This window comes from Winogradskyella sp. SYSU M77433, from assembly GCF_029911945.1.
In the GTDB taxonomy this organism is placed as follows: Bacteria; Bacteroidota; Bacteroidia; order Flavobacteriales; family Flavobacteriaceae; genus Winogradskyella.
Genome location: NZ_JARYTG010000003.1, coordinates 1 through 14,405, shown reverse-complemented (window position 1 = coordinate 14,405; position 14,405 = coordinate 1). Strand labels below are relative to the sequence as shown.

Sequence of the window (14,405 nt, the reverse complement as noted above, 5' to 3'; positions counted from 1 at the left end):
AAAATACGATTGTAAAATATATGTTCAAAATGTGGTTTAATGTTCGGATTTGAGCGTTGGAATAGCGGATATTTTACATAATACCAGTTATAGCTACAAAATGCATTAATACTGCGATAGCAAACCTTTGAAAAGTGCCGTTTGCTACTATAACTTGTATTATGTAAACATAGCTTTGGGTAGTTTTTGGTGTGAGCGTTGGCAACAGCTCTTTACTTTTTTATTGTACCTATTTGTTAAAATATAAACGTTTAAATAAAACAAGTAATGTGCTGTGTGAGGGTTGGCAACCAAAAACTACAAGTGCGTTGGCGAGCGGAACAAAATAAAAGACAGAGGATTTTGAGGTACGAAAAAACTGGGTTTTATTTTGTGGGGAATTAGCTTACCTTATACCTTTCAGAACGCATCCTAAAGGCTTTTTCACTACCTTCCATAACATCGCAAATTTCTCTTTTAATTTCATCTCTTTCAACAGTACCAGAGTGCAAAATTGAAGTATAACGACTTTCTGAATCCATTGAAATTATATATTCTGCATCACCATTTACAGGAATATTAGCATTATGAGTTACAACAATAATTTGTCTATTATCTTTTGCTAATTTTAACCTATCTACAATCAAATCATATACTAAACGATTATCTAAATCATCTTCTGGCTGGTCTAATAACAAAGGAATAGAACCAAAAGACAATAAAAATGTTAATATAGCTGTAGTCTTTTGACCTGCTGATGCTGTAGATAGTGATTTAAAATCATTTGAATTTTCAGGTTTATATTCTACCAATACTTCATCTTCAGGCATAAACAAATCTAACTCATCCATATTAGCATCTGATATGCTACGAATAGCATTTTTAAAATGACCACCTACTAATTCAAATTTATCGTCAAAGTAGTTAGAACGAAATTCCTTTTTTATATTTTTAATTAAAATCTCAACTTGCCCTCTAAAACAAGCTTCTTTTAACTTCTTGAAATCATCCTCAAACTTTGTTTCTTTGCCAATTATCTTTCTAATTTGATGTTCAAAATTGGCTTCATTTCTAAAAGGATTGATTTTTACTCTAATTTTGTTATCTGATATGTTTTGTTTAATAAACGCTTTACGCTTATCTGTTATATCCTTACATAACTGTATAAATTCAACTTGATATTTATCACGGTTTTCCATTTCTAAACGCTCACTTTCTTTAATAATATCTAGCGCATCAAGTTCTAATATTTTAGATTCTATCTCTTTTGATATTTCTTCGTATTGATCTATAGTTACCACACCTTCATCTTCTAATTCTTTTTTCTTTTTATCATAATCAGAAATTGCCTTAACATATGATTTTTTCCATACAGAAGATGATATTTTAGTTTCTAAATCTGATTTTACCTGCTCTAAAGAACTAATTAAGCTTTCAAATGCTTTGTACTGTTTTACTACCTGATTATCTATGTTTGATAATAAGCCATCTATTTCATCTTTGTAAGCAACAGAGATACTATCAAAACTTACCTTATCTATATTAAAATTTGATTTAAAATCTTCTAATTGAGATATTAAACCCTCAATTTGTTTTTTATAATTATCAAGTAATTTTTCCTCTTCTTCAAAAACCTTTTTTTCAGCCATTAAGTCTTTAATACCTGCCTTATCTAGAGTTTGTAATTTCTTCCTTAAATCTTCAATATCAGTTTTTAATTTGAGCCTTGATTTTAACCTTACTTGATATGCTCTTATTGTACTACAAGATTTTAAATAATTTTCTTTTGTTACTTTACGTTTATCCTTCAGCTCATTTATTTCTTCAACATTTATATCAATTCTTTCTAATAAAGCATTTGGGTTTTTAGATATTTCAAATATTTGCTTCTGTGAATATTGCTCAAATTCCAAAAAGTTTAAAAATTCATCATCATTTATTTCTGTCCAAACATCATCATCTAACCTATGTATTTCCATAAATTGATTTGTTGAAGTTATAATATTTGAAGCCTTTACTCTATATAAAAAATCTTTACGAATAAACTCGATTTCAATTGTAGAATTATCATTGAAAACACCTATTTCATCAACACCTTTTAATTCTGTTTTTTTATAAAAATTATTATGCTCTGATATTAATTCAGTAAAACTTTCGAGGTTTTTTGTTCGATTAAAAACACCTCTTACAAATCTCAAAATACTAGATTTACCACTACCACGACCACCTATAATTGTATTTAGCTGTGGGTTAAATTCAACTTTAAAAGGTTCTTTGCCTGTTAATGAAGTATCAGTAATCGTAACTGACTTAATCCAAAAATCAGGTTTTTTAATAATGTTATCAGTATCATTAAAATCATTAACAACCCTATGAGAAGGCAAAAGAAATGCTTGACGTAGTCCTTCTAATGTAGGTTTTTCATCCATTTTGATATAAGTAAATCTTGTACCAATACCATATAAACCGTGTTTAGAATTTTTGGGTGCGTGAGGATTGTCTGAAAATGTTAGAATTGCTAACTCTTTATTTTTAGCATACTCAACTGTCCTATACCAATCATAACCTTTAGCATCATCAATTTTAGGTATTGGATTATTATAATAGTCATTCAAATATGGAATAATTTCTTTAATGGTATTTTTTGTAAATTCATTATCACCAAAGATTTTATGTACTACTTGAACCGCATTAATATCACTTCGTTTATAAAAATCTTCTAAATTTTGAGCACTCAAAGTACTTAAACCTGCAAACTCATCTATATGAGCTGGAATTATTAAAGCATCACATTTATCTTTAACAATATCTGCAATTTCAAAAACAGATTTAGTCGTTGTTGCATTTTCTTCACCATATACATTATGCTCAATATCGCATTTACTTAATAAACTTTTCACTTCCTCTTCACCCTTTGATGGGTCGAACAAAACCAATAAATGAATTTTTGATGTATCGCAAGTTATTTCCACACCAGGGAAAACTGTTAAGTTTTTCTCTTTTGCTGCTTCTTGAATTGCTTTAATACCTAAAGGCGAATTATGGTCTGTTACAGCTACACAATCTAAACCTTGCGCAATAGCTCTAGCAACCCACTGCTCTGGTGTTACATTTTTATCATCAAAACATTTGCTTACAGTTGTATGTAAATGTAAATCGCACTTATACCATCTTGCCCCTTTAAAATCGTACATAATAATGAATTAAAAAATTTCAGAAAACAATTTCCAATGCTTGTTTAATTTGCCTGGTGTATAATCATATTCAAAATCTATTTGATTGTCTTCTGAATATTCTTTTAAATAGGTATCGTTATTAAAGTAGTACCATTGATTATTTTCTAAAACAACCAAACCACCTATATAATTACCTCCTTCTTTATTCAGTTCTATTAATTTTTTTGCTAAACCTTCGGCTCTACCTTCTGGGTTTTGAGCTGTATTACCACTCTTTGTGTCAAATATGCCTATTCTACCATCTTTGAATTTAATTATCCAATCTGGGTAAAATAATGCTTCTTCTTTTTTACCTGTATTAAAATATTTTAAGCAATAGTATTCTTTACCTGAATCGCCATTTTTAAACCACCAATCTATTTTATCTTTATGTTGTTCTAAATAGTTTAAAAACTTTAATTCGTTTACTCTACCATTGTATTGTTTCTTTAAATAAAAAGGTTGAACTACACTTAATTCTGAAGTTCCTTCATGTTTTGTTAACTCTGCATAATCATCAGTAAAGGTGTATTCTTCTCTAATTTCAAATAAAGGTGCTTCTCGTTTTTCTATTTCAGTCTTTCGCTTTTCTAGAAACGCCTTTTTAATAGGATAATATGTTTTTAGTGTTTTGGTTAATGCTTGACGAAATATACTTGATTGCTCTTTGTTTAAATCATTAATTAATATACGATAATACAAATTACTATCTTGGTCAAAAATACTCTTAAACCACACTCTAAAGGCTGATTTTAAAGGCGACCAAGAACGAGCAACGTTAGATACTTTTGCTTCTGTTTCTGTTTGCTCTGTTAATAATTGATAGCAATATAAATTGAATAGTTTTTCTACATCATTTCTTGATATTTCGTAATCTTCTTCGTGCCCTTTTTTAGCATAGTCAAGATTTATTTTATCATAATCTGTAAATACTGCATCAACAATTAATTTATTAGTAACTGTTGGGTTTATATCTACTCCTTTTGCTACGATTTTTTCTCTAATACTAATTGGATGGTCTTTTTCCTCAACATCAAAAAAATTATTAAAGGAACTTAAAAATGACATTTGAAATTTTACTGCGTGACCTAAATCACCATAATCAACTCTTGATACAAAATCTGAATAAAGACCTTCTATATTTACAATATTATCCTTTCTTTTAGAGGTATAAATAAAAGGTTTGTTTTTTAGTGTTTGATCTGGAATTTCTACATCATTACGCTTGTAATTAGTAAATAGATAGCCAGTTCTTAAATTAGGACTGTTCTTATAATCGTCTTTAGCATTAGGTTCTGGCATCCTTAAAATTCTACCAATTGTTTGTGTATAAAATGATGCTGAATTAATTTCCCTAAACATTACTAAAACGTGCGCTCTTGGACAATCCCAACCTGTACCTGCTGCTTGTTTGAACAACATAAAATCAATATCACTTTCATTATGAGTAATGAAATCCATATTTTTTTGTTTACCATCAAACCACAAAGCAACTTTACGCTCAACATCTATTTTCTTTTTAGTGAGATAATCAAGTACAATTTGTTCTTTTGTTTTTTGACCTGACTCTTTTAATTTACTATCATCATTTGGTAATTGAATTAATACTAAAGGGTTGATATCTTTACCTAAATCTTTAAACTCTTGTTTTAATTCTAATTGCCTTTCAATTGCTAACTCCAGTAATAATTCGTCTAAATCTTTGTTAGGGTATTTTTTTAAATCCTCTTCTGTTTGGACTGCTATTTTTTCTTTGATTAATCCCTCTGCTACGACATCATTTCTATTAACTCTTACATAACCTGCAAGACCCTCATCTTCTTCATCCCTATTTGGAATATATTTAGGCGTTGCAGAAACATTTAGTATAACTTTTGGATTAATAATATCAATGATATTTTGTGCTAAATCAGTTCTACTACTTATGTGGCTTTCATCTACAATAAGTATTATTTCTCTGCCTTCTTTATGTGTGTTTTCTATTAAATCTTCAAAATAGTAACCCTGTTCTTTTAACAAAACCTCATCATCTGGTCTCCTTAAAACTCTATTATCAGCACTAGTAGAAACTAACTTTTGCCAATTGATAAATAGTATATCATTTTTATAAAACTTACCTTGTTTAAAATCATTAACTGTAAGCAATCCATTTTCTAAATTAGAATCAAAATATTCCTGAAATTTATCTTTACTCTGCATTGCTAAATCATCAGAAAAAGTAATCCATATAAAAGCCTTGTCATAATCCCAATTTGGTAGCGCATTTAGGCCGTGAATAAAATTTGAAACCATAAATGTTTTACCACTTCCTGTTGGGGATTTAAAAACTAAATGTCTTTGAGGTTCTGTTTGTTCCCAAAGCCTAATAAAACTTAATGTTAATTTATCTATTGCTTTCTTTTGAAAGTCTAAAGGACTGAATTTGCTCATACAGTTACTATATTGTATATCTTTTTGTAAATCTCTAAAATTGGTTGTGGTATTGTTTTGATAGTAATATGGTCTAAATGGTCAAATAAACTCTCAAACTCACTTCTATTACCCCAACTAAATAAGTATAGTGCTATTGGTTTTTTTATACTTTCTACCTTATCTAAAAAAGTTTCCATTTCGGTTAATTCTTCTTTAAAATATATGGCTGTTATCTTTTTATCATTTTCAAATAATTGATAACATTTACTTAATTCTATTTCTTCTAAAGTATTTTCAGCTATTGAAAGTAAATAACCTGCTTTATGTGCTAAATAAGATTTATCATCATCTGTTGCTGATAATATATTATTAGAACCAACAAAATCTGTTTTGTAATATTTTAAAGAATTACCAAGCCCTGTAATTTTGTTTTGCTTTTTTGTATAACCACTAATTATAAACCTTCCCTTTTTAACTTCTACTTTTATATCATCATATTGACTTTTATAGGGTTCATTAGTGTATTTATCAATAGCTTCTAATATTGATGAGTTATCTTCAAGATTCCCTTTATTTAAAGTTAATTCGAACAGAGTGTCTTTTTGGTTTTTTGTTTGTTGATAACCATTTATTACATTATTAAGTCTTGGGTGGGTGACTTCGTGAGCAATATTTGCTTCATTATTAGTACATAAAATTACCTGACGCTTACCTTGATCTATATTATTTTGCTCTAGTACTGCTTGACCTGTTGAGCCGCTACCTGCAAAAAAATCTAATATTATTGAATTTTTGTTATGAGTACCAATACTAAAAACAAACTTTAAAAAATCAACTGGTTTTTTACCATTTGTAAACTTGATACCACCTTCATAACCAACATTATTAAAAATCTCTTCAAAATCATAGAAGTTAGGATAAGGAACAAGTTTAGTGTCTTTTTTGTTTAATGGTAAACCTTGATAATAAAAACCATTAGTACCAGTTGTATCAAATGGTTGGCGAATATAACGATAACCTAAACCATCACCTCGAGTACCCATATCAATTACCTTATACAACGTACCTAAACCATCACTTTCTTTTCTACTTCTTAAGTTTAGTTCATAATATTCAGATGCGGAACCACTCTGGGTAATTAAAGAACCTCGAATATTATATTCTTTTAGAGCTTCTGTAGAAGGCTCAACTCTTTCAATTTCATATTCGCCTGCTTTAAATATATGTACCTCTCTCCCTGCAATATTAGCAATATTTGGGTTGTCTATTTTCTCTACTACTTTATATTGATATGCACTTAATGATGTATTATCCTTAACTCTCTTTATTGTTTTGAACTTATTTGATTTACGATACATCAATAAGTATTCAGATGTTTCGTGAAAATCATTATCTCCTCTCAAAATTCTATCCTCGTGTCTTACCTTTATATTAAATGTTGTTAGGTAATTAGAAGGATGAAAAATTTTATCACATAACAATTTTAAACCAGCAAATTCAACCTCATTAATGGAAATAAACATAGTACCATCATCTTTTAAAAGATTATGTGCTAATTCTAACCTTTTATTCATAAACGACAACCAGTAACTATGCCTCAATGGGTGGTCTTTTGGTACTTCTGTGCCATCTGGATATTTATCTAAAATTCTTTTATCTTTATACCTAAAACCATCAGAACCTGTGTTATAAGGTGGGTCTATATAGATTAAGTCAATTTTATTTTTGTGTGTATAATTTAAACAAGTTAAAGAATGATAATTATCCCCTTCAATTAATAAATGAGTAGGTTTACCATCGTTATTTTTAATTGCTTTTTCTTTTACCTCTGTTAAAATTGGTAATTGGTTTTCAGATTCTTCTTCAAAAGCTTCTGGAACATCTAACCAAGTAATACCATATTTTTCTGTTTTTATTCTATTATTTGAAATCTCTAATTTCTTTTTTAGAGCTTCAATTTCTGCAAGTAGTTCTCTTTCTGTTGGCATTAGTTATCGTTTTCTTTATTAGAAACAATCAAATCTTTTATATCTACATTTAATATTTTAGCAATATCGTAAAGGACTTCAAGTGTAGGTTGGTTTCTGTTTTGAACATAACCATTTACAGTATTAAAACTTTTACCTAACTTATCTGCTAACCAGACCTGTTTAATACCCTTTTCTTCTAAAACTTCTTTAATTCGGTTCATAAAAGGTTGTGATTTGAAGCAATAAATATATAGTATTTACATTGTATTTATATAATGTATTGCGTTATATTTTTAATTAATATGATTTAGTATTGATTATTTATTTAAAAACTAATAATTCTCCAATATGGATTTTATTTCTTGAAGCCTTGATAAATAGGGTTTATAAATTAAATTACCATTGTTTGACTTTATTGTTGAAAGATGACTATTAATAAATTTTGAAACATCTAAAATCGTCGTACAATTATTAAGTTTTACATGACTTGTAGGCAATGTAATAGAGTCAAAAAAATCTTCAAGCTCTTTTATCTCTTTATCCCAATTTAAGACTTGTTTATCTTCATAGGTTGTATTAAATACATTATCATTTATTTTAATTGCTTCAATTGGTTGAGCCTTAACTTTAGCCTTTTTAGTTTTTGAATCTGATTTTAACTTCTGTTCTACTGTCGGTTGATTTAAAGTAGTTTTTTGTTTAGGCTTAAAAATTGGTTTCTCTCTGAAATCTTGCCAATTTAATTTTATTAGATAGTCTGCTATATCTTTACCTTGATCTCTGTCTTGACTAGGTGCAAGTTGTTCTAATAAGTTTGAAACAATAAATGTTGAGTTTTCTAATTTTGATTGAATAAATTGGGCTTTAGTATGCCACAAATTATATGCTTTACTTTCTTTAGACAAATCTGGAAAGAGAAAAACTTTTCTACCTTTTAAAGCTTTACATTTTTTAAGATTCAAACTACTTAAATTATAGACCGCTAACCAAAGTAAATTTTTAGGATTGTTAGGAAAACCAAAATACAATGTACCATAGATTGCTGTTTTTGGTGCTTCTACTAACGCTATGGGATTGTATGGATATTTGTTTAAAAGATGCTCTCCGAATAAGCAAGATACTTTAGCATCGTTGTTGTTGTATTCTTTTAGCCATTTCGGTAGTTCTTTTAGATTGTTGCTATAATGCTTTTCTATTATGGCGTGTAAAAAATTAGTATTTATAGTGTGGTTTGACTTATTAAAGGTTTTTACCTGTATTGCTCTTACATTATTATCAATATCAATAAATGGAAATGTCGTTCCACCTTTACAATACCCTTTTGTTACAGTACCTAAATGATATTGCGCTATAATTTTTTCAATAACATCAGCATTAAAAGGGTATGTTATATTATTCAATAAATTTTGAATAAAATTGTTTTCTTGATAAGCTGTTCTTGTTTTGTAAAACACTTCTTTTGGAATAAAAACTTGTTTAGGTTTTACAGCAACTTTGTTGTTGTAATAGGGTGGTATTATTGCATTGTTATTGTCTCTTGCATATCCATTTTTATATGGGTTTAAATGATACCCACAATTAACCTCTCTATCACATTTGCCATATTCATTAGGTAAATATTGTTGTGTTTCTATTTCAACATATCTTACAAAGCGTTTTTTATGACAAGCTGGACAACGATGTTTTTTGCTACCTTTTTCAAAAATGTATCTGTATTGGCTCATAAAAAGTTTTCTCTAGAGGGTAACTTTAATAACTTTAGTAACTCATACTGTTACTTTAGTTATTTTAATTACTGCTTTTAAACATCTTTTTTTAATAGGGAATTTCCTTTGTAATAAAAGCTGCTAGTTTATTACCTGTTACACGTTCTACTATTATTTTATAGTTTTTTAGCCTTTTAGAAAAATTGACTTTACTTACTGGTTTAAAACCATCTTCTGAACAATACTGTCTGTAATGTGGGTATAGGTCTTTTATAAGTGTATAATCATTAGGGGAAATAGTATAGTCGTTTTCATCAATAAACATTTTAACGCTATCCGATTGCGTTTTATAATCTGCAACTGCTTCTTCTGCTGCTGTACATTTTGAAAAGCCTTTTTGTGCCAACAAACGATTTAAGCCTTCTAAAACCCAATTAAAAACACCTGATAATTCTGTTTCTATAATTTTATTGTGTAGGCTTTTATCTTGCTTTTCTGGTGGAATGGTAACATCAAAAGGAATAATTAAAAATCGTCTAAAATATGCGTTTGTTTGTTCTACCTCTTTTGGTAGATCATTACAATTGAATATTAACTTGGCATATTGTTTTAAAGTGAACGGTTCGCCATAAGGTAATCGAGCTTCTACTGGTTCGCCTGAAACTAATTGTTTGAAAATTGAACTTTCTAACTTACCATTAATTTCCGATGCATAATTCACTAATTTGTTAGCTATTTTTGCTCTGAAATAACCATTTTCATTTGTTAGGCTTTGTAATGAATAATTGCTCGTATTTTCATCACCAAGTAAGGCACTTACAACTTGAAAAAATACAGATTTTCCATTTGCACCGCCACCATAAAGAATTAATGCTTTTTCTTCTTTGAGCCTATTGCTATTGTGTTTAATAAAAAGAAAACCTAGAAATTCAGCTAATACATTTTGTCGTTCTATATCCGGTAAAACTTCATTTAAATAGTTTTTAAATATTGGTGCTTCTGCATCTGGGTTATAGTCAAAAGGTAATTGATACGTGATAAAGTCATTAGGGTTAAATGGTCTTATTAGTGTACCTTCTGCATTTATTTCAAATGTTCCATTTTTTAAATTTATCAAAACATTGTCGGCTGATGGTGGTATAGCTTCCAGGTAAGCTGTTGCCAAAAATTGTTCGTATAACTCCTTTTTGAATCTATAATATTTCGCAGAAAATTTAGGGACACCCATTTTTTCGGCTGCTTTACCTAAAAACTTCTGAAAAGCTTCTTTGTCAATTTCACTCCAATAAGAACCGTTGTATAAATAAATGAAACTATGATTTTTACATAAACCCCAATTATTACTTTTAGCTACATTTAAAACAGTATCAATTGAAATAATTGAATAATGTTTATTTGTAAGCTTAAAATTGTCGTGAACACTTGGGTTTGCTATTTTCTCAAAGTCAACTTTATTAAATTGCTTTAAAAGTTTCGATAAGATATTAGCGTGTTTCACCTCTTTAGTTTCTATTAAGCCATTAATATGCCTAATAATTGTTTCAGGCTCTTCTAAACTCTCAAATTGAGGATTTAATGGTACAGCATTGCTCATAACTTAAAGATTTAGATTAGTAATTATTTCTTTTTGTTGAGAATGCTTTACGATAGTTATTGTCTAATAACTTTTGCACGTCACTCATTCTATAATAGATTTTAGAGCCTATTTGTGAAAATGAAATAACGCCTTCATCTCTCCAAGTTTGAGCGGTGCGTTTGCTAATATTCATTAGCTGAAGAAATTCTTGATTGTCTAAAAAAGTGTCTTGAGGTTTCTTTTGTTTTTCCTCTAATTGCTTGTTTAAAACGTCTAAACGATTAACTAAATCTTTGTACTGTTGGGTGCTTAAAATGATTGCTTCCATTACGATATATTTTTAAAATTATACCGCAATATTGCCCTTAACATAGGTAGCTATAGGGGCACCCTTATAATACCCTTATAACAGATGTATTTTAATGTATTGGATTGTTTTTAATGTACTGTAATGCTTCCTTTTTATATTTTTCCGATGTAGTAGACGCATCTAATTCTGACTTCAATTCTAAATTTATTTTATCGGCAAAAACATTGCATAAGGTTGACAAACCAATATTAGGAATTATCATCTTTTCTCTTAAAGCTTCAATCACTCCCCTCAATGCACCTTTTTTTCTTGGTGTTAAAATGCTAGTGCCATTTAGCGTTATACTTAAATCTTCAAGTAACTGCAAAATATAATCTTGTTTGTTAGTTTGAGGAATAAGAGAATTGAAATCTTTCTTTAATTCTTTAGATGTTTTTTTAGAGATAGATGTAATACCTCTTTTAAAATCGTTTAAAGCACTTGTTGCAGCTTCTTTAAATAAATCAAAATGATTTGCATAATGCTTCCAAACGTGCATTGCGTATTTAGATAAATAGGTTTCTTCTTTGTATTCCATATAATTTGGAAACCAATACGTATCGTGATATAGTCTTTTAAATGCTTCTGCTCTTTTTTCTGGTGTATGGGTTTTAAATTGATTTACCGATAATGTGAGGTATTTATTAATTTCAAAGTCGTTTAATGGCTTGATTCTTTCAAATAGTGAGTTTAGAAACTCATTATATAAGACACCAGAAATGAAGTTATCAAAATACATTGGGTCAAAAGTATATTTTTCCCATTCATCATCAAGTTTACGTTTGTATTCTACTGCCTCTATTGCTAAACGTTTTTCTAATTCTTCTACAATAAAAACGTCTTTAGGTTCATCGTACTGAAAGTTGCTATACATACTCATATTTTTTAATTGATGTATTTATCTACTGCATTATCCAACTCACTACTAATAATTTTTGCGTACACTTGTGTTATACCTATATCGGAATGATCCATTAATTTAGATACGTGCTCTATTCTCATACCATTATTTAATGCTCTTGTTGCAAATGTATGTCGGCTAATATGAAAGGATAAATTAAAAGGCAATTCTAATTCTTCTCCCATTCTGCTCAAATACATATTACTCAATGAAATTGCTCTATTGGTTATTAAACTCCTGTGTTCTCTATCTTTAAAATATAACTCATCAACTTTAGCAAAAGGAAAAATTATATCGTTTTGCTTTTGGTCTTTGTTTCTGTATTTCTCTAAAATATCTACCGCTTTTTGACCTATTCTAATACTATGCTGTCTTTTCGTTTTTCTTATCGTCTTTGTAATTCTGTGATTTTTGCTATCGTAATGCTTCCATTGTAATTCGATAACATCGCCAAAACGTAACCCTCCAGAAAAAACAGAAAAGATAAACATATCTTTAATAACCTGTGCTTTGTGCTGTTGTGGAACTTCTAAATTGATAAAGGCTTCAAACTGTTCTTCGTTTAAATAGCGTTTTGTAGTCTTATTTTTCTTTACTTTAAATTTGGTAAATGGCACAAGCTCGTTGGATATTAAATCTTCTTTCTTTGCTTCCCTAAACATTAAATTTAGGATTCTAAACGCATAATTTATAGTTGTGTTATTGTTGCCTAATTTAGAACTGCAATGTGATGCATATTCTTTTAAGGTAGTAGCTGTAATATCATCAAACATTATTTCACGATGCCCTATAAACCTTTCAAATTTTTCTATGTTGTTTTTATAGCTTCTGTAAGTAGATAGCGTTACAGTATCTTTTAACTTCTCGCATCTATCATAAGCAAACTCAAAAAAGTTAATTAAGGGCTTGCCCTTAATGGCCTCTTTTATTCTTCTTGCTGATGTAGATTGATTTCTTCTTTCAAGGTCTGCAATCTCACCTTCTGCATCTGCTATCTTTCTTGAAATGTATGCGTTTAACCTTGTTGAAGATTTATGATTCTTCTTGACTTTTTGTTTATCTTCATCCCATTCATTAGGCTGTAATTTTACACTTAATGAAATGAATTTAGTTTTTCTGTTTTTGATTACTCGTAAATAAAGAGGTGCAAGTCCAGCTTTATCTATCTTGTTTGTTCTTAATACTACTTTGATTGAAGACATAAAACCCTGATTAATAGGCGGTGCAAATGGGTGCAACGCAATACGAAGGTACAACAATAGGTACAACAAACCTAACTTTTAGTAGCATTTTATTGCATTATTTTGCATTACCTAAAAACAACAAATCCTTATATATAAAGGGTTTAAAAGCAAATTAGTAAAAATGAGTGATAATACTATATAACAATGTATAACCGCAATTACGGCGGATTCGACTACGTCCGAATCCACTCGGAATTGCTAACGCCAGTTCTTAACCGAAAATTATTAACTTTAATCCCGTAACTGACGGTTATACGTGACCGTTAGCAACAAGCTGAAAAATGAAACAGGCATTGAACATATTGCTTCTAATTTTAACTTTTGTTTCGTGTAGAAATGAATCAAACTCTGAATTGAATAAAGCTACATCTGATAAAAACCTAGAAGTGGAAACATCAAAATATAGACAAATCATTTTTGGAAGATATTGCGGAGAATGTTACGAAAATTGCGCGCCAATGTTTCGCCTGATAATGAACAAAAACAAACCTACTCTTACGGCGGATTTTGAAGATACTTATTTTAATTTAGAATCTAGACTTGAATTTAATACTAATATAATCCAAGAAGAGAAACTCAAAATTGCAAATGAGATTGTGGAAAAAATTCCAGAAGCCCTTTATAAATGGAAAACTGACAAAGAAAGATTTGGGTGTCCTGACTGTACGGATGGATGCGGATATTATCTGGAGTTTATAAAAAAGAACGGAGATTTAAAAATTTTTGACCTGGACGATTTTGAAGAGACGGAAAATATTCCGAAAAAAGTTTTGGAATTCACTCACTTTCTTGCCAAACGAATTGATAAATTAACTGAATGAAAAGCCAGTTGCCAACAATTTATAACCGCAATTACGGCGGATTCGACTACGTCCGAATACACTCGGAATTGCTAACGTCAGTGCCAAACCGAAAATTAACGCATATTAACCCGTAACTGACGGTTATACGAGACCGTTGCCACACATTTGAGAAAGGCATCGTCCTGAAATAGGTTGACTAAAAAATCATTTAAAATTAGTCAACATATGGAACAACAATCAAAATCATCCT

The 14,405-nt window shown here is 29.5% G+C and carries 10 protein-coding genes; 1 reads left to right on the top strand and 9 read right to left on the bottom strand.

The genetic code is table 11. The features are described from left to right. Positions 1–380: 380 nt before the first annotated feature. The 9 genes from QGM60_RS06100 to QGM60_RS06060 form a co-directional block, all read right to left on the bottom strand. Positions 381–3,173: a TrlF family AAA-like ATPase gene (locus QGM60_RS06100; protein ID WP_281139350.1), complete on the bottom strand. Its 2,793-nt coding sequence runs from the start codon at positions 3,171–3,173 to the stop codon at positions 381–383. Between the two features lie 9 nt (positions 3,174–3,182). After that, positions 3,183–5,624: a DEAD/DEAH box helicase family protein gene (locus QGM60_RS06095; RefSeq protein ID WP_281139349.1), complete on the bottom strand. Its 2,442-nt coding sequence runs from the start codon at positions 5,622–5,624 to the stop codon at positions 3,183–3,185. Beyond that, positions 5,621–7,594, bottom strand: coding sequence for a site-specific DNA-methyltransferase (locus QGM60_RS06090; RefSeq protein ID WP_281139348.1), 1,974 nt, complete (start codon positions 7,592–7,594; stop codon positions 5,621–5,623). Before QGM60_RS06090 ends, QGM60_RS06095 begins: the two co-directional genes overlap by 4 nt. Next, entirely contained in the window at positions 7,594–7,797 is a 204-nt protein-coding gene (locus QGM60_RS06085) for a helix-turn-helix transcriptional regulator (protein WP_281139347.1), read from the bottom strand. The genes QGM60_RS06090 and QGM60_RS06085 overlap by 1 nt, the downstream gene beginning before the upstream one ends. A 111-nt stretch (positions 7,798–7,908) precedes the next feature. Next, positions 7,909–9,300 carry a DUF6371 domain-containing protein gene (locus tag QGM60_RS06080; RefSeq protein WP_281139346.1) on the bottom strand — a complete coding sequence of 464 codons (1,392 nt, stop codon included), beginning with the start codon at positions 9,298–9,300 and terminating at the stop codon, positions 7,909–7,911. 91 nt (positions 9,301–9,391) lie between these two features. Next, a complete protein-coding gene (locus QGM60_RS06075) occupies positions 9,392–10,876 on the bottom strand; it encodes a phage/plasmid primase, P4 family (protein ID WP_281139345.1) in 1,485 nt (494 codons plus the stop codon). A 16-nt stretch (positions 10,877–10,892) separates the two neighbouring features. Further along, positions 10,893–11,186 carry a helix-turn-helix domain-containing protein gene (locus QGM60_RS06070; RefSeq protein ID WP_281139344.1) on the bottom strand — a complete coding sequence of 98 codons (294 nt, stop codon included), beginning with the start codon at positions 11,184–11,186 and terminating at the stop codon, positions 10,893–10,895. A 91-nt stretch (positions 11,187–11,277) separates the two neighbouring features. Then, entirely contained in the window at positions 11,278–12,081 is an 804-nt protein-coding gene (locus tag QGM60_RS06065) for a hypothetical protein (RefSeq protein WP_281139343.1), read from the bottom strand. Positions 12,082–12,092: 11 nt separating this feature from the next. Then, positions 12,093–13,310, bottom strand: coding sequence for a site-specific integrase (locus QGM60_RS06060; RefSeq protein ID WP_281139342.1), 1,218 nt, complete (start codon positions 13,308–13,310; stop codon positions 12,093–12,095). A 323-nt stretch (positions 13,311–13,633) separates the two neighbouring features. On the opposite strand from QGM60_RS06060, the gene QGM60_RS06055 reads away from it, so the two are divergent. Next, positions 13,634–14,173, top strand: coding sequence for a hypothetical protein (locus tag QGM60_RS06055; protein WP_281139341.1), 540 nt, complete (start codon positions 13,634–13,636; stop codon positions 14,171–14,173). The last annotated feature ends 232 nt before the right edge of the window (positions 14,174–14,405 follow it).